The sequence below is a fragment of the Streptomyces sp. NBC_01591 genome (assembly GCF_035918155.1).
Lineage (GTDB): Bacteria > Actinomycetota > Actinomycetes > Streptomycetales > Streptomycetaceae > Streptomyces.
Genome location: NZ_CP109327.1, coordinates 7,988,200 through 8,007,413, shown reverse-complemented (window position 1 = coordinate 8,007,413; position 19,214 = coordinate 7,988,200). Strand labels below are relative to the sequence as shown.

Below are 19,214 nucleotides of genomic sequence, written 5' to 3'. Positions count from 1 at the left end.
GGGCCGACGGGCAGGTGCACCAGCGTTCATCCTTCTCGGCCGCTGAACGACGAACCAGAGCCCAGAGGGCCGAGCGAAAGGTGTGCCGGATGGAGCGGGACTCCAGGGAGGACGGGGGCGGGAAGCGCCCGTCCTCCGTGGTTCTCGATCCGCTGGTGCAACGGCTCGTCGACGCATCCTCGGCCCCGCCGTTTCTGCACGAGCTGGGTCCGGTCGACGGCCGGCAGGCACTGAGGGAGTCCCAGGTCCACCGGGTCGAGGACTTCGAGGTGGACGCCACCTTCCAGGTGGCGCCCGTGGGACCGTCCGGGCTGGTGGGCTTCTGGATCTTCAGACCAGCCCGCGTAAGAGGACCGCTCCCTGCCATGCTCTACGTCCACGGGGGCCGGTGGATGCTGGGAGACGCGCAGACCCACGCTCGGCTCATCAGCGAGCTCGTGCTCAGCGCAGGCATGGCCGCTGTCGTCCCCGAGTACAGCCGCACTCCCGAGGCCCGCTATCCCGTGGCCGTCGAGGAGTGTTATGCCCTGATGATCTGGGTGGTCCGGCAGGCCTGCGAACTCGGTCTCGACGCGGACCGATTGGTGGCCGCCGGGGACTGCGCCGGCGCCACCATGGCCACGGCACTCACCATGATGGCGAAGTCGCGCGGCGGCCCGAGGATTCGTGCCCAGCTGCTGTACTACCCGATCACCGACGCACATTGCGACAGCCCCTCCCAGCGGCAGTTCGCCAGTGGGTATCTGCTCACCCGGGAGGCCCTGCGCCGTTACTGGCAGCAGTACACCGACGATCCCCGGCAGCAGGATGAACCGACCGCGTCTCCGTTGCGCGCGAGCCTCGCGGAGCTTGTGGGGCTGCCGCCGGCGCTGGTGATCACGGCGGAGGCGGACGTGACGCGGGACGAAGGGGAACAGTACGCGGATCAGCTCCGTCGTGCCGGCGTGGAGGTGACCGCGGCCCGTTTTCTGGGCACGGTCCACGACTTCGTTTCCCTGACGGCATTGCGCGACAGCCCGCCGACGCGGGCGGCCGTACGGCAGGGCAGTGCTTTCCTGCGCAGGCTGCTGAACTGAGAGGCGGTCAGGCCCGCCACGCAAAAGAGCGCGGCCCAGTCGGCCGACTGATGCGTCTTCCCCCTGCACAAAGGCACGCTTGCAGGCATGTCAGCAATCTTTGGTTCCTTCACGGAGAACGGCGGCCCCGGCCTCGACTCCACCGCGAGGCGACGCGGTGGAGTGCTGTCCACGAGTTCTGCGCCGATGTCACGCGCAGCGCAAAGGACGGCGCCGCCAAGGCCCGCGCCCCGTGGGGAAACCGGCCGCCGGAGTACCGGACCGCACGGGCATCGTCGAAAAGTGACCGGCACGGACGGTCTCGGCTCTCTGCGGACCACCGTCCTGTGTTCCGACGACGAACGCGCCCCCGTCCTGCCCTGGCTGTCGGACACCGGCGATGAGGAAGTCCTGTACGTCGCCCTGCATGTCCACGGTTCGGTCGCGGTCCGCCACGGCGGAAGCGAGGTCTTCCTGGAACCGGGCGACATCGTCTTCTGCGATGCGGGTCCAGGTGACTCACCGCGCTTCAGCGACCAGTTCCGGATGACAGTCTTCCGTGTGCCGCGACGCCGCCTGGAGAGCGCCGAGCCCGACCTGCGCCGGGTCATGGGGGTGCCCCTGCGCTGCAGAGAGGGTGTGGGGGCACTGGTGTCGAACTTCCTGTCCACGCTCGCCTCCGAGACGGCGCTCCACCAGTCGCACATCGGCGACCGGCTCGCCCGCAACGCCGTGGATCTCCTCGCCGCACTCGTCACGGGGTTCATCGAGGGGCAGCAGGTCGACGCCTCAGGCGTCGGTGCGCAGACGCTTTCACGCATCCGGACCTTCATCGAACTGCATCTGACTGATCCGGATCTGTCGCCGGAGTCGATCGCACTCGCCCACCACATCTCCGTCCGCTATCTGCACAAGCTCTTCCAGAGCGAGGGCACGACAGTGAGTCAGTTGATACGGCTGCGTCGGCTCGCGGCCTGCCGGTACGAACTCGGCCGGGCACCGGATCGCAGGCTCGCCGTGGCCGCCGTGGCGCACCGTTGGGGTTTCGCCAGCGCGTCACACTTCAGCCGGGTCTTCCGGGCCGCCTACGGCATGTCGCCCAGTGAGTGGCAGGCTTCGGCATGGGCTGACTCGGACGTGCCCGCTCCTGGCCGTTCTCCCGGAGGGCATCGACGCCCCGGGGCCGTCATCGCGTCGCCCGTCTCGGGCACCACGGGTCCCGCGGCGGCGTCGAATGCATGGGTCACCTCCGGCGCGGTGCCCTCGACAAGCAGTCGGCGGGCCCTCTCCTCGTGACGGCGGTCGGTGGCCGTGAGCCGGCTGTGGTGCTGGGCGAGATGCTCCGACCAGGACGCGACCAGGTAGTTCTCGACGAACCGGCCCGGATCGCTGCCGTCCTGGTAGAGGCCCCAGGTGAGGGCCCCTGTGCGCCGGCGTGAACGGGCCACATGGTCCATGCAGTCGATGAAGGCGGCCCTGTTCGCGGCCGCGATCCGGTATACGACGGAGACCAGCACGGGGCCGTCGGCCGGTCCGGGCTCGAACACCAGGGGCGGAACGGGCCAGTGGTCGGACGGGGACGGGTCAATGCCGTCCGTGCCGTACAGCGGCCAGCGGCGCACACTCGCCGCGCCGAGCAGCAGCAGACCGCTGCCGGCCAGAAGGGAGACGGTCAGCCCCAGCCTGTCGGCCAGCGCACCCCACAGGGGTGCCGCCAGCGCCTGCCCGCCCTGGAAGGCCAGGAGATAGACGGCGAGTCCCCGGGCCCTGACCCAGCCGGGCAGCCGTGCCTGGACGGCCGCGTTGAGGGTGGACAGCACGCCGATCCAGGCCAGACCGGCGGGCAGCAGCACAACCGCCGCGAGCCATGGGACCCGGACCGTGGCAAGTACCGCCAGGACTCCGGCGAAGACGAAGGCTCCTGCGGCGAGAGTGCCGTTGGCGCCCAGAGCGCGGCGGATCGCGGGCAGCGCGAAGGCCCCGCTCACAGCACCGGCTCCGACCGCACCGAGCAGCACCCCGTACCCGCCCGAGCCCAGGCCGAGGGAGCGGCTCGCGACCAGTGGAAGCAGCGACCACAGCGCGGCCCCGCCGGGGATGAACAGCACCGTGCGCAGCAGGACTCGGCGGACGCCGGGCGCGTTCCACACGTAGCGGCGGCCGGCGTGCAGAGCCGTCAGGAGCTTCTCGCCCTGCGCAGTCGGCGGTTCCGCCCCGGGCCGTCTCCACAGTGCGAGAACGGCCGCGGTGCCGAGGTAGGAGGCGGCGTTGAAGGCGAAGACCCAGCCCGCGCCTGCTGCCGCGACCACCGCTCCCCCGAGTGCCGGGCCGAGAGCGCGAGCGAGGTTCATGTTCACGGCGCCGAGCGCGGCCACCTGTCCCAACTGGCGGCGTTCCACGAGTTCCGGCTGGATGGCCTGCCAGGCCGGGCCCATCAGAGCGGTGCCGCATCCCAGCAGGAAGGTGAGACCGAGCAGCAAAGCCGGAGTGAGCGCGTCCGCGAACGCCAGCACCGACAGCGTGGTGGAGGCGGCGAGCATGGCGAACTGAGCGGTCAGCAACACCGTGCGACGGTCGAAACGGTCGGCCAGCACGCCAGAAGGCAGAGCCAGCAGCACGACGGGGAGACTGGACGCGGTCTGCACGAGCGTCACCAGGGCGGCGTCGTGGCCGATCAGTAGCCACTGGGCGCCCACGGTCTGCATCCAACTGCCGATGTTGGAAACCAGTTGTGCGATCCACAGCGCCCGGAAGACACGCGCCGCGAGCGGGGCCCAGGCCGAACCGGCCTCCGAGAAGTCCTTCGTTGACAGTGCAGTGTTCACGTCGGTCCCTACCGGTATGGGGCACGGACACCTGGCTTCCGGCGGTGTCCCGGGTGCCGTGCGGGCATGGCCGAGGGTGGCCGCAGACAGTCGCGGGTGCCGTCGACCGGGAGTGCAACGTCTGTGGTCCCGCGGCTCACTGACGAGAGCGCCGGCCCCTCTTGCGGGGCCGGCGCCGAGTTCACGCCTGCGGCTTGACCCAGGGGGCGTCGGGGGCCGAGAGGCGGTGGGCAGCCGCGGACGTCACCACGAGCAGCACCAACGTCAGGACCAGGACCAGGACGAGTCCTGTGTGTGCCAGAAGCACGGCGCCGGCGAGGGCTCCGAGGAATATGGCCAGTACGGACAGGATCCGCCGGCCGGGCCGGGGTGCGGCCCCGCCCGCCGGGGTGGAGTCCGCGGCCAGTCCGGTCAGGGTCAGGGTCAATACGGTCGTGGTCAGGTCCGGGACCCCGAGGCGTCTGGCGACCGCGTTCTGCAGCCCCATGGCGAGGCCGAGGAGCACGATCAGGGCGTAACGGGCCTCGGTGGTCACGCTGCCGTGCGAGACCACGGCCGTGATGACCGCCCCGACGACGAGCAACGCCTGAAGCGCCGTGGCGAAGGTCAGCAGCCGTCCGCGGTGCTCCGCGAACCGGGTGCCGAACCGGCCTCCCGCCAGTGCGCCGACGAGGAACGCGGCCATCGACACGATGGAGGCGAGCACGGACAGGCCGTCGGCACCTGCCAGGGCGAACCCGAGGAAGACCACGTTGCCGGTCATGTTGGCGACGAAGACGTGCCCGAGCCCCAGATAGCTGACGGCGTCGACCAGGCCGGTCGCCACCGTCAGCATCAGCATGAGCGGCGGCAACGGGCCGTGCCTGTCCCCCTTGGGCGGAGCCAGCGTGCGGGCCGCGTCAGTCAGCAGCTTGCGCATACCGAGTTGTTCCTTCCTTGGCTGAGGGACGATGCAGCAGCACACGGGTGATCAGTCCGCTCACCGGGCCGACCACGATGGCTGCGACCGAGACCCACAGGGGCCAGGGGGTCAGTCCGAGGGCGTGGTCGGCCGACCAGCGGCCGGGACCGGTGAGGGCCAGGACCGCGGAGGCCACGACGAGGACCATGGGGTACTCGTAGCCGTCGTTCTGGACCCAGAGCCCGTTGTGCCATTTGACGGTGCCGGCAACCGTCATCACCCCCATGGCTGCCATCGCCGCCCCGGGAGTGAGCAGACCGGCCGCCAGGAACAGGCCGGCGCCGATCTGGCTGCCGCCCGCGGCAAGCGCGGTGAGCCTGCCACCGCGGAAGCCGTCGTGGCGGAACTCCTCGGTTCCGCCCGCCAAGCCGTTGCCGCCGAGGCGGAAACTGACTTTCTGCACTCCGTGCCCGGCGATGAGGAGCCCCGCCACGAGTCGGAGGACCAACAGTCCGGTATCCATTCGTTCCTGCCTGTTCCTGACGTTCCGTCGATGCTCAGGTGAAGAGTCAGCCGGCCGCGTGGGCGCCGATGACGGCCTGCGCGTAGACCAGGCCCAGGCCGTAGGCCCCGCCGTGCTCCTTCACCACCTCCGTGACGGGGACGTACGTCTCCGTCCGCGCCCAGTCGCGCTGGAGCTCAAGGAGCACCTGCACCCAGGTCACCGGAATCGCGCCACCCTGGACCATGCGCTGGATGGCGTGCTCGTGCGCCTGCGGGCTGACGCCGCCGGACGCGTCCGTGACGACGTAGACCTCGTAGCCCTGGGAGATGGCGGACAGCGTGGGCAGTACGACGCAGACCTCGGTCCACAGCCCGGCAATGACGAGCTTCTTGCGGCCCGTCGCCTTGACGGCTTCGACGAAGTTGCTGTCCTCCCAGGCGTTCATCGTGGTGCGGTCGATGATCTTCTTGTCGGGGAAGACATCAGCCAGCTGCGGCATGATCGGACCCGAGAAGGACTCTGCGGCCACGGTGCTCAGGACCACCGGAACGTCGAACACCTTGGCTGCCTTGGCCAGGCCCACGGTCGAGTTGATGATGGCGGTGCGGTCGCCGCTGCCGGTGCCGAAGAACATCTGCGGCTGGTGGTCCACAAACAGCACGGCGCAGTTGTCGGGGGTCAGCAGGTCGGGACCGGGGGCGGCGGTGACTTCGGAGATGTTGACCACGAGAGGGCCTTTCTATGACTGATGTGATCGCGGACGGGCGTCCGCTGCTGAGCAAAGCCGTCCGTTCGACGGCGAGAGGTGGGGGGTGGTGCCCCGGGAGGGGCGGCTCGTGACCGGGCCTCTCCCGGGAGATCAGAGCGAGAAGCAGGGGTCGAAGACCGTGCTCTCGGTATCCGGGGCCAGACCTCGTCGGGCGCGCCACTGTCGGTGCTGCTCCGACTCCGCGACGGCCAGGCCGAGCAACTCGGCCTGGCGGGCGCCCGACGAGCCGGTACCGGGCGTGGCCTGGTAGCCGCCGAAGTGCGCGACCGGGCTCCACTCGGGGCTGACCGGCGGCAGTTCCTCGTCGAGGCCCTCGTACTCGGCGGCGGCGTAGACGATGCGGCCGCCGACGACCGTCAGCAGGGACTCGATGTGCACAATGTCCGGCTCGGGCACGGCAAAGTAGTCCTCGGACAGGACCGCGAGGTCGCCGAGGGAGCCCGGGCTCAGGACGCCCTTGACGTCCTCCTCGCCGGTCAGCCGAGCCCCTGCTTCGGTGAACATCGACAGCGCCGTCTGCCGGTCGACGCGGTTGTGCGGCGGGCGTATGACCAGGTCGCCGACGGTGCGGCCGGTGATCAGCCAGTGCAGGGCGATCCACGGGTTGTAGGTCGAGACCCGGGTGGCGTCGGTGCCGGCGCCGACGGTCAGACCGCGCTCCAGCATGGCCCGGATCGGAGGGGCGTCCGCTGCGGCGCCGGGGCCGTAGCGGCGTACGAACGCCTCGCCCTGGAAGGACAGGCGATTCTGCACGGACATGGCGCCGCCGAGGGCGGCGATGCGGTCGAGGCTGTCCGCAGAGACTGTCTCCGCATGGTCGAACAGCCACCGGTTTCCGGCCGGGAAGAGTCCTTCCGCGGCCAACTTTTCGAATATCGCGAGATCGCGTCGGATGGTGTCGTCGTAGGTGGCGTGCAGCCGGAATCCCCAGCCGTTCTCCATGAGCAGACGTACGGCCTTCTCGAATTCTGTCTCATAGCCGGGAGCGAGTTCCGGGCGCGGCTGGGCAAAGTTCTCGAAGTCTGCTGCCGCCCAGGTGAGATTCTCTCCCGCACCGTTGAGGCGGAGCCATTCGTCCCCGTCCTCGGGGCGGGCCATTTCGATCCAGCGGGCGAGGTCGTCGATTTCCTGACCGGCGTTCTGCGGGAAAAGATGGTAGGCGATGCGCAGCGAAAGCTGACCGGCCTTGGCCAGTTCGACGACCGTGCTGTAGTTGTCGGGGAAATTCTGGAAGCCCCCCGCCGCGTCGATCGCCGACGTGAGCCCGAACCTGTTCAGTTCCCGCAGGAAGTGGCGGGTGGAGGTCTTCTTGTCCTCGCCCTCCAGCACCGGGGCCTTGGCCAGAGTCGAGTAGAGGATCAGAGCACTCGGGGCGGCCAGCAGCATGCCCGTGGGCTCACCGTCCCGGCCCCGTACGATCTGACCGCCCTTCGGATCGGGGGTGTCCCTGGTGTATCCGGCGGCCTTGAGCGCAGCCCGGTTGAGCACCGCCGACTGGTACAGGTGCAGAACGAACACCGGTGTGTCCGGCGCGGCGGCATTCAACTCGGCGACGGTCGGCAGCCGCCGTTCGGCGAACTGCTCGGCCGACCATCCCCCCACCACCCGGACCCACTGGCCCTTCGGCGTGCGGGCCGCCTGTTCACGCAGCATCGCCAGGCCCTGGCGCAGCGTGCGGACGCCGTCCCAGCGCAGCTCCAGCACGTAGTTGAGCCCACCCCGGATGACGTGCAGGTGGGAGTCGTTGAGGCCGGGGATCATCCGGCGGCCGAGAGCGTCGACCACCTTCGTGGCCGGGCCGACGTGGAGGGCCACGTCCTTGTCGTCGCCGACGACCGTGATGACCCCGTCCCGTATGGCGATCGCCTCGGCCTGCGGGCGCCCCGGGTCTCCTGTATGGATCTTCGCGTTGCGGACGATGAGGTCCGCGGGGTTGTCGGTGGTGCTGGGAACCAGCCCACCGACCGGCATCGTGGACACCTTTGGACAACCTCCTGCGGCATGAACAGCGTCGATTTCATCTGCATCGACTTCCAACTGCGGTGACAGCGACGGGCAAAGAGAACCGGGAGAACCGCAATCAATGCGTCTACGCTCAACCGAAATGAATTCCGGGTAGGCCTTCTGTGCGATGCACAGCACCAACTCCGACAGCCCGCAACTGCTTCGCCACCAGGCTATTTCGAGCCGAAGCGTCCGTGTGTCCCGACAGTGCACAGCATTCGTCCCGACAGTGCACTGCGTCCCGTTTCCATGCGTTGTGAGGTCAGATCCGGTGCACTGACGGTCAATCTCCGCCACCTTCAGGGTTTTAGCGTAAGGATCGACGGCCCCGCAGATCTCCATGTCTGGCCCGGAGGGGCCCGGCACATCACATGAAACTCAGGAGACTCACATGTCCGACGTTGTAGAGCCGGTGCAGCCGGTGCTGGAGCCGGCGGCAGCTGCTTTCGCCGAAGCGACCGCCAGTCCGCCCTATCTGTTCGACCTGCCGCCCGCCGAGGGCCGGAAGGCGGTCGACGAGGTGCAGTCCGGCGAGACCGACAAGCCGCAGATCGACGAGGAATGGATCACCGTCTCGGGCGGTCCGACGGGCAGCGTCCGCGCACGCATCGTGCGCCCCGCCGGCGTGGAAGGGACCCTGCCGGTGATCCTCTACATCCACGGCGCGGGCTGGGTGTTCGGTAACGCCCACACCCACGACCGCCTCGTATGCGAACTCGCCGTCGGCTCGAACGCTGCCGTGGTCTTCCCCGAATACGACCTCTCCCCCGAGGCCCGCTACCCGGTCGCCATCGAGCAGAACTACGCGGTCGCGAAGTGGGTCGTCCAGCAGGGCGCGTCCAAGAACCTGGACGGCTCGCGGCTGGCCGTCGCCGGCGACTCCGTCGGCGGCAACATGACCGCCGCACTGACCCTGATGGCCAAGGAACGCGGCGACATCCCGCTCGTGCAGCAGGTGCTGTTCTACCCGGTCACCGACGCAAACTTCGGCACCGGCTCCTACCACCAGTTCGCGGAGGGCTACTTCCTGCGCCGCGACGGCATGCAGTGGTTCTGGGACCAGTACACGACCGACGAGGCCGACCGCGCCCAGATCACCGCCTCCCCGCTACGGGCCACCACCGAACAGCTCACCGGCCTGCCCCCCGCCCTCGTCATCACCGGCGAGGCCGACGTCCTGCGCGACGAAGGCGAGGCCTACGCCAACAAACTGCGCGAAGCCGGCGTCCCCGTCACCGCCGTCCGCTTCCAGGGCATCATCCACGACTTCGTCATGCTCAACGCCCTCCGCGAGACCCACGCCGCCCAGGCCGCCATCACGCTGGCCGCCGAAACCCTGCGCACCGCGCTCCACACCGGCTGATACCGCGCTCCCCGCCGACCTCCGAAAGCCCCCGACAACAGGGAGAACACCCGAACATGACCACGAACCCCACCCCCACAGCTGTTCTCGTGCACGGAGCCTTCGCGGACGCCGCCAGTTGGACCGGGGTCATCGCGGAACTGCAGAACCACGGCATCCCCGTGGTCGCGCCACCGAACCCGCTGCGCGGCCTGGCGTCCGACGCCGCGTACATCGCGTCCGTGGCTGCTCAGATCGACGGTCCGGTGGTGCTCGTCGGCCACTCCTACGGCGGTGCGATCATCTCCGTGGCAGGCGCTGCGGAGAACGTCGTCGGGCTGGTCTACGTAGCGGCCTACGTCACCGAAGAGGGCGAGAGCCTGGGCGAGTTGCAGGGCCGCTTCCCCCTCTCGCCGCTCGTCAGCAACCTGAAGGAGGCGACGTACCCCGCGGAGGGATCGGAGCCTGCCGTCGAAGTCACCATCAAGGCCGAGGCGTTCCCGGACATTTTCGCCGCCGACGTCCCGGCCGCCGCCACCAAGGTCCTTGCGGTGGCGCAGCGTCCATTGGCCGCCTCGGCATTCACGGAGACGGCCTCGGCCGCCGCGTGGAAGACCAAGCCTTCCTGGGCGCTCGTGGCCGGCGCGGACCAGGCGATCAACCCCGAGGTCGAGCGCTTCGGAGCCAAGCGGGCCGGGGCGACGATCGTCGAGATCGAGGGCGCCTCGCACGCCGTGGCCGTGTCCCGGCCCAAGGAGGTCGCCGAACTGATCCGCGATGCGGTACGCGCGACGAGCTGATGAGGCGGCGGGCGGTAAGGCGGCCGCGCGGCGGCACTCACCACACGGTGAGTGCCGCCGCGCGGCCCTTCGGTCCCGGCACAGGGTGAGATCTCACCGCGGGCTTCTGCACCGCTGTTCCACCGTGACCACCACGGCCAGGACCGCCAGCAGCGCACCGGCGGCCAGGGCAGGCGCCGGGAAGAAAGCGGCCAGCAGGACGCCGACCGCGGCGACGGGGTACGGAATCCACTCGGCCACGGTTCTTTGATGGGGCCGGAGGTGTACGGCCCACACGGTGATCAGGAAGACGGCCGCGGGGACGGTGACCGCCGCGCTCGCGGCCAACGGCGAGGCGTCCGTGCGACGCGTGACGTGATCGGCGTACGCAGCCAGGCCGGCTCCCTCGGCGGTCGCCGAAGCGAAGATCAAGTAGTGGCCGTAGGCCCAGGTGAATCTCCTGCGGTGGGCCTGGTGCGTTGTGGCAAGCAGGGTGTGCGCGGATCTTGCGAAGTACAGCCACCACATGGAGTAGGCGATGAACAGGCCACCGGCCGCCACCGCGTACAGCGAACCGGTGCCGTGGTGCCGGTCGAAGGCGCCCCGGACGGCGACGGCGGCCGCCGCGACGGACTCTCCGAGGACGATGAGGGTGAAGAGTTCGTAGCGCTCGGCAATGTGGCGCGGATGCCATGGGGTCATCCCGGCGGACTGCGCCCACACCGGGACGGAGACCTCGGCGATGATCAGCACCACAATGCCCGGCAGCCGCGCCGATGCCGGGAGACCGAGCAACCCGACCCACCCGATCTGACATACCGTCACCCCAACGGCGAAGCGCAGGGTGGTCGGCCGCCGGGCGGGGTCGGACCACGCGGCGCGCAGCCACAGGGCGGCCAACGCCGTGCGCAGCACGACGTATCCGATGGTGATGACCCGCAGGTCACCATCCTCGAACGCGCGGGGAACGCCTGCGGCAAGCACGAGCGACCCCGTGATCTGGACCAACACCGTCAACCGGTACAGGACGTCGTCCGGGTCGTAGGCGGAAGCGAACCAGGTGAAGTTCATCCACGCCCACCAGATGGTGAAGAAGACCAGCGCGAAGCGCAGGACACCGGTGGCGTACTCCCCGTCGGTCAGCGCCTCGTGCAGACTCCCGGACGCCTGCGCCACCGCGATGACGAAGCACAGATCGAAAAGAAGCTCCAGCGAGGTGGCGGCCCTGTGCGGCTCACCGGGGTCGCGGCCCGGCATGGTGCGCCATCGCCTGGGCGCCGGGGCCGCGCGGGCGATCTGGGAGCGGCTCAGCGGAGGGCTCCGAGCGCGGCCTCGACCGTCCGGTGGAAGGTGGGATACGTGTAAATCATGTGCTGGAGCCGGTCGACGGGTATCTCGGCGTGGACGGCCACGTTCAGTCCGTAGAGCACCTCGCCGCCCGCCGGCCCCGCCGACGTCGCGCCGATCAGCACACCCCGGTCCGCGTCCTCCACAAGCTTGATGAGCCCATCGTTGCCCGGCCCGTGGATCCAGCCTCGCGTGGAGAAGGCGATGGGCAGCACACTGGTGCGTACCCGCAGCCCCCGCTCACGCGCCTGCCGCTCCGTCAACCCGACGGCCCCGATCTCCGGATCGGTGAAGGTGACGCGGGGCAGCGCCCGGTAGTCGGCGTCGGGACCGGGCTGTCCGAGGATGTCCCGGACGGCAATCTGCGCCTGGTACATCGACACATGGGTGAAGGCGCCTCGGCCTGTGATGTCGCCGACCGCCCACAGCCCCTCCCCCGCCCGCATCTGCCCGTCCGTGTTCACGGCTCCCGCCGTTGGATCCAGCCCCACCGTGTCGACCGCCAGCGCGGCCAGGTCGGTGTGGCGCCCGGTGGCGACCAGAAGCCGTTCGGCACGAAGCGGCTCCCCGTCACCCTCAAGGCAGACGGTGAACTCGGTGCCGTCATGGCTGACCTGCCGTGCCCGAGCACCCGTGAGTACGGTGACTCCGTCCGCCCGCAGCACCTCCGCGGCCAGCTCCCCGGCTTCCGGTTCCTCCTGCGTCAGCAGCCGATCCTGCCCCTCGATCACCGTGACCGCGCACTTGAAGCGGGCATAGACCTGGGCGAGTTCGACACCGATGGCGCCCCCGCCGAGCACGACCATCGACTCCGGCAGCTCCTTGGCCGCCATGGCATCCCTGTTGGTCCAGTACGGCGTTCCCTCGAGGCCCGGCACCGGGGGGATCCGGGGCCGCGTGCCGGTGGCCAGCACGACACCGCGCCGGGCTTCGAACGTGCGGTCGCCGACCGCCACCCGGCGCGGCCCGGAGAGACGGCCCGTCCCCCGGACGAGCCGGCCGCCCTTGGCCGCGAGACGGCCGGCGGCGGCCTGGTCGTTCCAGTCGTCGGTGGCCTCGCCGCGGATACGCCCGGCGACCCTGCCCCAGTCCGGAGTCACGACCGCTTCACCGGCGAGGGCGGGCACCCGGCCCGCCTCGGCGAGCAGATTCCCGGCCCGGATCATCATCTTGCTGGGCACGCACCCCCAGTACGGACACTCGCCCCCGACGAGTTCCGCCTCGACCCCCACCACGTCCAGCCCAGCTTCGGCCAGCGTGCCCGCGACGTACTCACCACCCGGCCCCAGCCCGACGACCACCACATCCACCTGCTCGTTCGCGCTCATGACTGCCTCTCCTCGTTCCTCGAGCTCCACGGACGTGGGCCGTCCTGCCGAAGCTAGATCGGCCGGCCGAAGGCCCGTGCCCGACAGCGCACGGGGGCTTGCCCGAAAGCGAACGCTTGGCACGGGACACCGCGCACTGTGCACTGGCGGACACCACCGCATGCGCTCCCGGTCAATGCGCCCTGCGTCGGGGCACCTAGCGTCACTCGGGTACGCACAGCAAGGCACCGCAGGAGGCGAACCATGACCACCAGTACCAAGCCCGTGAGCAGCAGCCAGCCGTGGCTGCACCAGAGGGGCGAGGTGATCCAGGAGTTCGGCACCGTCAAGCAGTTCCCGATCGGCCTGTCCTACGAGGCGCGGATGTACTCCTGCCAGCGCCTGAACAAGGTCCTGGCGGACACTCAGATCCTCCACGGCCTCTACAAGAAGCATCACTGGCTGATGCGCGGCGCGACCTTCTACCAACTGCACCTGGTCCTCGACAAGCACGCGGGGGAGCAGCTGGAAATCGTCGATACCATCGCCGAACGCGTCCAGTCCCTGGGCGGCGTCGCGGTGGGCGACCCCAGGCACGTCGCGGAGATCACATCGATCCCGCGGCCTCCGGACGGAGTGGAGGAAGTACCGGCGATGCTGTCACGGCTGCTGGAAGCCCACGAGACCATCCTCGTCGAGGCCCACGACGCCGCCGCCCGGACCGGTGAGCTGGGTGACGACGGCACCAACGATCTCCTGGTCTCACAGGTGATCAGGACCGGGGAACTGCAGGCCTGGTTCCTGGCCGAGCATCTGGTCGACACCCCGCTCGTCCGCGCCTGAAGGATCCCGCCGGTCCGCGTCTGAAGGTGCCGGAGCGCGTGCCTGAAGGAGCATGAGCCGGCCCCGGACAACGACGTCGTCCGCATACGATGCAGCAAGAATCGAAGATCGTCGTCTCTGTATTGGACGGAGCGCTGTTTGATCGGGAGCGGATGATGGATCTGCGGCAGATGGAGGTCGTCGTCGCGGTGGCGGATGCGGGCGGGTTCACGGCGGCGGCAAGGCGGCTGCACGTGGTCCAGTCCGCCGTATCCAGCACGGTACGGGGCCTCGAACGTGAGCTGGGCACGCCGTTGTTCGACCGCACGACGCACCGCGTCGCCCTGACACCGGCCGGCGAGGCGTTCGTCCCCGCCGCACGCGCGGCGCTCCGCGCCGCCGAACTGGCACGGGAGGCGGTCGACGCCGTACAGGGACAGCTGCGCGGGCGGGTGACGGTCGGCACAATGCAGGGGGTCTGGGCGGGTCTCCACCACGCCCTGGCCGCGCTGCGGGCGGAGCACCCAGGTGTGGTGGTCCAACTGAGGCAGGCGGCAGTGGCCGACATCCGGCAGGCACTGCGCGAGGGCACGGTGGATCTGGCCGTGGTGGCGCTCGACCGCCAACAGCAGCGAGGACTGACGACCCGGCTGCTGTCCCGCGAGGAAATGGTGCTGGTTGTGTCGTCCCGGCGGGTCATCGCCGGGACGACACCGAACGGCGAGGTCCGACTCGCCGACATCGCCCGGTTGCCCCTCGTGGACTTCACCCCCGGCTGGGCCATCCGCTACGCGGTCGATCGGGCCTTCCGTGCCGCAGGCGTCGACCGCAGCACGACATTCGAGGTGAACGACATCGTCGCGGCAGCCGAACTGGTCCGCAACGACTTGGGCATCTGCATCATGCCCAAGTCGATCGCAGCCCGCTTCCCCGATCTGCCCCAGTACCGGTTCGGCCGGCACGCGCCGAACTGGAAGATCATGGTGGTGAGACCTCCCGGCGAGGCACCCCCGGCAGTCGCCGCGCTGCTGCGGCACATCACCTGACGGCGAGGCGACTCACGACCCGAGCCTCGCGGCTTCTCCTCGCACCCGGCCTCGCTACTGGCCGATCCCACCGCGAATTTCGCCCAAGGAACCGGCACTCGCCGGCCCACCGTCGCTGCCTGTCGACGCAGGACGACCCTTGGCACCGCGTCGGCGGCCGTCCCACCAACAGCCGGGCCCAAGGTCAGCCGTGCCCGCTGGGCGCCAGCACCGTCCCGCGGTCGCGGCTCACGGCGTATCACCGCTGCGGCCCTGGACAAGCTGGTTTCCCGGGCGCGGGGCGTAGGCAGGCCGTCCGCCCGGCTCCGAATTGGCCGAGTGAGTCGGAAGCGCGGTCCCCGTGGCGACGACCTGCGGGTGCGGGACCAAGTGGGATCACACACATTGCCGAGGCTCGGTGACCGCCGTGCGGCGGATCACCACCTCACCCTCGTCCGTGGCGACGGCGACCGCGTACAGACCGGGACGTCCGCCGTTGTACTTCAAGGGAAGGTCGGCGGCGCCGTCGCCCAGCCACTCACGCATGTCCGCCGCGGTGCCACCGACCTCCATTCGGAGAGGTCCTTCTCCGGGACCGTGCCGCGCCATCCGATGTAGCCGGAGTAGGTAAGTGCCGCGGTCGGGTCGAGGCGCTCGCGGCCGATGGAGGTGATTCCGTCGGCGAAGACCACCAGGTCCGCGGTCACCTCACGTCCGCTCACGAACCGCACGGTGACGGATCGGTCGTCCTGGTCGAACCCGCAGGCGTACTCACCCAGGTGGTAGTGCTCCTGCCCGAAGTCGCCGAGCAGGGCGCGGTAGAACGTCCCCCACGAGGTGTAGCTCCACGTCCGCCGCTCGCGATGGACGATCCGGTTGTCGGGGCCCAGGTACTGCACGAAGTCGGTGGACGTGCTGAGGCTCTCCGGGTGCTGTTCGCTGCGCTCGGTGAACCAGCGCAGGGTGTCCGGCTGCAGGACGATGCCGCTTCCGCGTCCGTCCAGAGCGGTGGGGGTCCGCTCGAAGACGTCGACTGTGAAGCCCAGGTCGCGCAGGAGGAGCGCCGTGGTGAGGCCGCCGATCGACCCGCCGATGACTGCCGCGGTCGCGCCGTCATATGCGTTCATGTGTACATCTCCTTGCTGGTGATCGACCCGGTCGGCGGCTCCGCCTGGTCCGGGCCGAGCTCGAGGGGTTCGCTCGGGAGTTCGGCCCCGCGGGTCTCGGGTGCGAAGACGAGACCGGCGACCGCGATCAGGCCGACCGCCGCGACACAAGTGATCGCCAGGCCCAGGTCTCCGCCGAACCATGAGACGGCGATGACGCCGGCCACAAGCGGGCCGGCTGCGGTGATGAAGCGGCCGATGCTGTTGCACAGGGCCATTCCGGTGGCACGCACACTGGGCGGGAAGAGTTCGGGGCCGTAGACGAAAGTGCCCGACAGGGCGCCGAACAGGCCGAATCCGACGACCGGCAGGGCAAGCAGGAACTCGCCGTAGGTGTGCTGGAAGGGGAAGAGATAGCCGACGCTGACGGCGGAGACGGCGAAGCTGATGGCGAAAGCCCTGCGCCGCCCGACGGCGTCGGCGAGGAAGCCCCACGAGGCGTGCGCCAGCTCTCGGGAGGCTGGTCGACCTGTTTGTGTCTGTCCTGCCGTCCTGGCTGACCGAGCCGTTGTGGGAGCAGTTCGCGGCGTTGCTGCCCGAGCGGCCGGTCTACGATCCGGCTCATCCGCTGGGCTGTCACCTGCCATGTATCAGTGACCGGGTCGTCTTCGACAAGTTGCTGCAGCTGCTGCGGTTCGGCTGTTCCTACCAGGCGATTGCCGACCCCACGTGTTCGGCCACCATGATCCGCACCCGCCGCGATGAGTGGATCCGGCTGGGTGTCTTTGCCCGGCTGAGGCAGCTCGCGCTTCAGGCGTACGACCGGATCGTGGGGCTGGTCCTGGACCAGGTCGCCGTCGACGGCTGCATCACCAAGGCCCCGGGCGGTGGTGAGGTCGCGGGGCGCTCGCCGGTTGACCGGGGCAAGCAGGGCCTGAAACGCTCCGGCATGGTGGACGGCTACGGCATCCCCCTGGGTCGTGTCCTGGCCGGGGCCAACCGCCACGACTCACCACTCCTGGCCCCGACCCCGGACCTCCTAAACGGTCTCGGGCCTCTGCCTGAGCAGATCGCCGTCCACCTCGACCGGCTACGACAGCGACAACACCCGCACCCTGCTGGCCGGGCGCGGCCTGCACGGCCGCATCGCTCACAAGGGCGAGAAAGCCCCTATCCAGGCGAGTCGACGGTGGCATGTGGAGCGGACACATGCCTGGCAGAACGCCTTCCATCGCCTGGCCCGCTGCTTTGAGCGCCGCGCCGTGGTCGCCGACGCGTTCTTCGACCTCATCGACACCATCATCACCGTCCGCAGTCTGATCCGCCGGGCATGGACCACCCACCGCTGGCACACCCGACCCCACCACCGCCCTTGAACCGCCGACGTTGGCACGCCCCTGGGGTGTCGGCCACGCGGCAGCCCCCAGGGGCGTACCGTGCGGGACGTGGTCAGCGGGGGGTCAGCACTACAACTTTGCAGCATGGCAGGAGTGGTCGCCGGAAGACGTGGTGGCATGCTGGACGATGGTGGACGCGACCGGGACCTGGTGGCGAACAAGCCCGGCCCCATCCGGTTCGGCGGTGAAGGCTCAGTTGTCGCGTGTTGCCGTAGTGCGGAGCGGTAGACCTGCGTTGACACGCCGCTTCAGCTCGTGGAAGTCATCGAAACCGTCCACGTACGTGATCGCGTTGTCGTTCTCGTCATGGTCGTCGAACACGCGCAGTAGATCGCGGTCGAAATGTTCCAGCATGCGGGGGTCATCGATGTCGATCGCGGCCGGTGGGGTCGCGATCTCCAGGCGCGGCTCACCGATCACCGCGTTGGCGATGAGCGCGCCACCGATGGTGAAGTGATGGTTTTCGCCATAGAAGAGCTGGGCATGGACGTCGCCGCCGATGTAGGCGGAGCAGTCGTTGTAATCACCGATGAGCCGATCGGTTCTCAGGTCGCCGTGGACCTCGAGCCAGCCCGCGGTCACGATGTCGCGTGCCCGCATGTTGCCGGTCACCAGCGAAAACAACTCGGGATCGTCGCTATCGCCATACGTGCCGTCGACAACCAGATCGCCGAGCACAACCAAGAGCCAAACGTGCTCGTGTGTCAGGTCGAGGTCGCCGGGTATGTGCAGGTCGCCATCGACAAACCAGATATCGTATTCGTCGATCTCGTCGAGCGCCGCAGTTACACGCTTGATCTTGTAGTCGCTGCGGAACCGGCCGATTGCCGTGATGACCTCGGCTTGGGAGACCTGATTCTTCTTGTAGCTACGCACGTTGGCAATCATGGCCAGGACACTACCCTCGTGTGATTGGTGTCGAGTTCTGTCGAAGTGCATCTGTCAGATGGTGAGCCGCTGAGCCGACCTCTTCGAAGCCGCACCGGCATGGTAAACGCCCTCGCTGACACGCCCGCTCCGGCCCGACACTCCACGGCGAAATGCCGTAGCGCAATAGGCACTTCTACCGACACCACCGATCTGGAGGCACCACCGTACCTGTAGTAACAATCGCAGTCCGTAGCAGCCGCCCCGCCTCACCATGACCTGACCAAAACGCCTAACCGCCCCTATCCGCGCGGGTTGTTCGTTCGATGCCCGTGATGCGTAGGTGCTCGTTGATCACCTCGGCCAGGAGGCGCTGGGCAGACTCGTCCAGCAGGACATCGCCGGCGACGGCTGCCTCGATGAAGCGGGCAAACGTGCCATCGCTTGCTTCGAACGCGCCCAGCGCCTCGAAGAGCTCCTCCGTCGACCAGTCCGGATTACGGATGAAGTGCCGCTCGATACGGGACCGCAGGCTCCTCCCCTGGCCGGGGGAGAGCAGTTCGGAGAGCGGGTCGTCGTTGATGGCCCAGAGGCGGTCCTGCATCTTCATGTACCGGGCCGGGTGCTGCACCAAGACCGTCGAGTCGAGGGCTCGGGCGATCTCCCGGCGGGTCCGCATGGGTATCTCCGGCGGGGACGCCTCGGCCCACAGCGCGTCCTGGAGCTGGTTACGGGTCGCAGCGTCGACGTCCTGTGTCTGCAGGAAGCGCTCGGCGAGTTGGAGGAGATCACTGTCCGGCACCTGGGCGAAACTGCGCTCGACCCGCTCGCGCTTTGCCCCTTCATCGGTCGGCGGCATGCTGAGAACAGTGACACAGTCGCGGATGGCTTCGGCGTAGACGAACGAGCCGCCGGGGCACGCGCTCTCGGTGCGCCACCCCCGTGGCACAGCGGTGGCGCCTGCGCAGGGCGAGGACATGGACGCCTCCTTCCATGACGAGGTGGGCGCATCACGCTCCCAGGCGTCCGCCGCATCATGGTTCAGATTCCTCCAGGAGTCGTACCGCACTCGGGGGCTACCGCCCTCCCCCGGCGTTCCGCTGTGGAGAGCGCTCCGAGTATCGAAGTCCGCGCATGGCAGCGTCAAGAGATACAGCGCAACT

At 69.1% G+C, this 19,214-nt stretch carries 17 protein-coding genes and 2 pseudogenes; 7 read left to right on the top strand and 12 right to left on the bottom strand.

Going from position 1 to position 19,214, the window contains the following annotated elements:
• Nucleotides 1–89 precede the first annotated feature (89 nt).
• Nucleotides 90–1,076, top strand: coding sequence for an alpha/beta hydrolase (locus tag OG978_RS36960; protein ID WP_326769415.1), 987 nt, complete (start codon nt 90–92; stop codon nt 1,074–1,076).
• A gap of 87 nt (nt 1,077–1,163) precedes the next feature.
• Nucleotides 1,164–2,120, top strand: a pseudogene (locus OG978_RS36955) (helix-turn-helix domain-containing protein); the annotation flags it as partial.
• Nucleotides 2,121–2,140: 20 nt separating this feature from the next.
• Here the strand turns inward: OG978_RS36955 and OG978_RS36950 are convergent.
• The 5 genes from OG978_RS36950 to OG978_RS36930 all read right to left on the bottom strand — a co-directional run bounded on the left by OG978_RS36950 (nt 2,141) and on the right by OG978_RS36930 (nt 8,035).
• Complete coding sequence (locus OG978_RS36950) at nt 2,141–3,880, bottom strand: MFS transporter (protein WP_326769414.1); 1,740 nt, start codon at nt 3,878–3,880, stop codon at nt 2,141–2,143.
• Between the two features lie 181 nt (nt 3,881–4,061).
• Nucleotides 4,062–4,799: a YoaK family protein gene (locus OG978_RS36945; protein ID WP_326769413.1), complete on the bottom strand. Its 738-nt coding sequence runs from the start codon at nt 4,797–4,799 to the stop codon at nt 4,062–4,064.
• Nucleotides 4,780–5,304, bottom strand: a complete 525-nt coding sequence (locus tag OG978_RS36940) for a DoxX family protein (protein WP_326769412.1) — start codon at nt 5,302–5,304, stop codon at nt 4,780–4,782. The genes OG978_RS36945 and OG978_RS36940 overlap by 20 nt, the downstream gene beginning before the upstream one ends.
• Before the next feature lie 46 nt (nt 5,305–5,350).
• Nucleotides 5,351–6,013: a hydrolase gene (locus OG978_RS36935; protein ID WP_326769411.1), complete on the bottom strand. Its 663-nt coding sequence runs from the start codon at nt 6,011–6,013 to the stop codon at nt 5,351–5,353.
• A gap of 132 nt (nt 6,014–6,145) precedes the next feature.
• Nucleotides 6,146–8,035, bottom strand: coding sequence for an amidohydrolase (locus tag OG978_RS36930; RefSeq protein ID WP_442817793.1), 1,890 nt, complete (start codon nt 8,033–8,035; stop codon nt 6,146–6,148).
• A 415-nt stretch (nt 8,036–8,450) separates the two neighbouring features.
• On the opposite strand from OG978_RS36930, the gene OG978_RS36925 reads away from it, so the two are divergent.
• Together OG978_RS36925 and OG978_RS36920 are read left to right on the top strand one after the other, a co-directional pair.
• Complete coding sequence (locus tag OG978_RS36925) at nt 8,451–9,422, top strand: alpha/beta hydrolase (protein WP_326769410.1); 972 nt, start codon at nt 8,451–8,453, stop codon at nt 9,420–9,422.
• A 56-nt stretch (nt 9,423–9,478) separates the two neighbouring features.
• Nucleotides 9,479–10,201, top strand: coding sequence for an alpha/beta fold hydrolase (locus OG978_RS36920; protein WP_189280738.1), 723 nt, complete (start codon nt 9,479–9,481; stop codon nt 10,199–10,201).
• A 93-nt stretch (nt 10,202–10,294) separates the two neighbouring features.
• On the opposite strand, the gene OG978_RS36915 is transcribed toward OG978_RS36920, so the two are convergent.
• Together OG978_RS36915 and OG978_RS36910 are read right to left on the bottom strand one after the other, a co-directional pair.
• Nucleotides 10,295–11,437 (bottom strand): low temperature requirement protein A, encoded by a 1,143-nt coding sequence (locus OG978_RS36915; RefSeq protein WP_326769409.1) that lies wholly within the window; start codon nt 11,435–11,437, stop codon nt 10,295–10,297.
• 50 nt (nt 11,438–11,487) lie between these two features.
• On the bottom strand, nt 11,488–12,855 hold the full coding sequence (locus OG978_RS36910; RefSeq protein ID WP_326769408.1) for a dihydrolipoyl dehydrogenase family protein: 1,368 nt from the start codon (nt 12,853–12,855) through the stop codon (nt 11,488–11,490).
• 243 nt (nt 12,856–13,098) lie between these two features.
• On the opposite strand from OG978_RS36910, the gene OG978_RS36905 reads away from it, so the two are divergent.
• Both OG978_RS36905 and OG978_RS36900 read left to right on the top strand, forming a co-directional pair.
• The gene (locus tag OG978_RS36905) at nt 13,099–13,677 is read left to right on the top strand and encodes a Dps family protein (RefSeq protein ID WP_326769407.1); all 579 of its coding nucleotides are present in this window, start codon (nt 13,099–13,101) and stop codon (nt 13,675–13,677) included.
• 152 nt (nt 13,678–13,829) lie between these two features.
• On the top strand, nt 13,830–14,702 hold the full coding sequence (locus tag OG978_RS36900; RefSeq protein WP_326769406.1) for a LysR family transcriptional regulator: 873 nt from the start codon (nt 13,830–13,832) through the stop codon (nt 14,700–14,702).
• A gap of 375 nt (nt 14,703–15,077) precedes the next feature.
• Here OG978_RS36900 and OG978_RS36895 read toward each other — a convergent pair whose 3' ends face one another.
• From OG978_RS36895 to OG978_RS36885, 3 genes are read right to left on the bottom strand one after another with little or no spacing between them, the layout of a single operon-like run.
• A complete protein-coding gene (locus tag OG978_RS36895; protein ID WP_326769405.1) occupies nt 15,078–15,227 on the bottom strand; it encodes a hypothetical protein in 150 nt (49 codons plus the stop codon).
• Nucleotides 15,185–15,808, bottom strand: coding sequence for an FAD-dependent monooxygenase (locus OG978_RS36890; RefSeq protein WP_326769404.1), 624 nt, complete (start codon nt 15,806–15,808; stop codon nt 15,185–15,187). The genes OG978_RS36895 and OG978_RS36890 overlap by 43 nt, the downstream gene beginning before the upstream one ends.
• Entirely contained in the window at nt 15,805–16,434 is a 630-nt protein-coding gene (locus OG978_RS36885; protein ID WP_326769403.1) for an MFS transporter, read from the bottom strand. Before OG978_RS36885 ends, OG978_RS36890 begins: the two co-directional genes overlap by 4 nt.
• Here OG978_RS36885 and OG978_RS36880 point away from each other — a divergent pair.
• Nucleotides 16,323–17,163, top strand: a pseudogene (locus OG978_RS36880) (IS5 family transposase). The gene OG978_RS36885 and the pseudogene OG978_RS36880 overlap by 112 nt on opposite strands.
• Nucleotides 17,164–17,376: 213 nt before the next feature.
• On the opposite strand, the gene OG978_RS36875 reads toward OG978_RS36880, so the two are convergent.
• Together OG978_RS36875 and OG978_RS36870 are read right to left on the bottom strand one after the other, a co-directional pair.
• Nucleotides 17,377–18,072: a hypothetical protein gene (locus OG978_RS36875; RefSeq protein ID WP_326769402.1), complete on the bottom strand. Its 696-nt coding sequence runs from the start codon at nt 18,070–18,072 to the stop codon at nt 17,377–17,379.
• Between the two features lie 271 nt (nt 18,073–18,343).
• Entirely contained in the window at nt 18,344–19,030 is a 687-nt protein-coding gene (locus OG978_RS36870) for a hypothetical protein (RefSeq protein WP_326769401.1), read from the bottom strand.
• Nucleotides 19,031–19,214: the final 184 nt, after the last annotated feature.

Bases quoted from the DNA above. Each gene is read 5' to 3' on its own strand.
- OG978_RS36925 (WP_326769410.1), top strand. From the start codon at position 8,451: ATGTCCGACGTTGTAGAGCCGGTGCAGCCGGTGCTGGAGCCGGCGGCA.
- OG978_RS36920 (WP_189280738.1), top strand. From the start codon at position 9,479: ATGACCACGAACCCCACCCCCACAGCTGTTCTCGTGCACGGAGCCTTC.
- OG978_RS36960 (WP_326769415.1), top strand. From the start codon at position 90: ATGGAGCGGGACTCCAGGGAGGACGGGGGCGGGAAGCGCCCGTCCTCC.
- OG978_RS36940 (WP_326769412.1), bottom strand. From the start codon at position 5,304: ATGGATACCGGACTGTTGGTCCTCCGACTCGTGGCGGGGCTCCTCATC.
- OG978_RS36870 (WP_326769401.1), bottom strand. From the start codon at position 19,030: ATGTCCTCGCCCTGCGCAGGCGCCACCGCTGTGCCACGGGGGTGGCGC.
- OG978_RS36895 (WP_326769405.1), bottom strand. From the start codon at position 15,227: ATGCGTGAGTGGCTGGGCGACGGCGCCGCCGACCTTCCCTTGAAGTAC.
- OG978_RS36890 (WP_326769404.1), bottom strand. From the start codon at position 15,808: ATGAACGCATATGACGGCGCGACCGCGGCAGTCATCGGCGGGTCGATC.
- OG978_RS36915 (WP_326769409.1), bottom strand. From the start codon at position 11,437: ATGCCGGGCCGCGACCCCGGTGAGCCGCACAGGGCCGCCACCTCGCTG.
- OG978_RS36905 (WP_326769407.1), top strand. From the start codon at position 13,099: ATGACCACCAGTACCAAGCCCGTGAGCAGCAGCCAGCCGTGGCTGCAC.
- OG978_RS36885 (WP_326769403.1), bottom strand. From the start codon at position 16,434: ATGGCAGGTGACAGCCCAGCGGATGAGCCGGATCGTAGACCGGCCGCT.
- OG978_RS36945 (WP_326769413.1), bottom strand. From the start codon at position 4,799: ATGCGCAAGCTGCTGACTGACGCGGCCCGCACGCTGGCTCCGCCCAAG.
- OG978_RS36910 (WP_326769408.1), bottom strand. From the start codon at position 12,855: ATGAGCGCGAACGAGCAGGTGGATGTGGTGGTCGTCGGGCTGGGGCCG.
- OG978_RS36875 (WP_326769402.1), bottom strand. From the start codon at position 18,072: ATGATTGCCAACGTGCGTAGCTACAAGAAGAATCAGGTCTCCCAAGCC.
- OG978_RS36900 (WP_326769406.1), top strand. From the start codon at position 13,830: ATGATGGATCTGCGGCAGATGGAGGTCGTCGTCGCGGTGGCGGATGCG.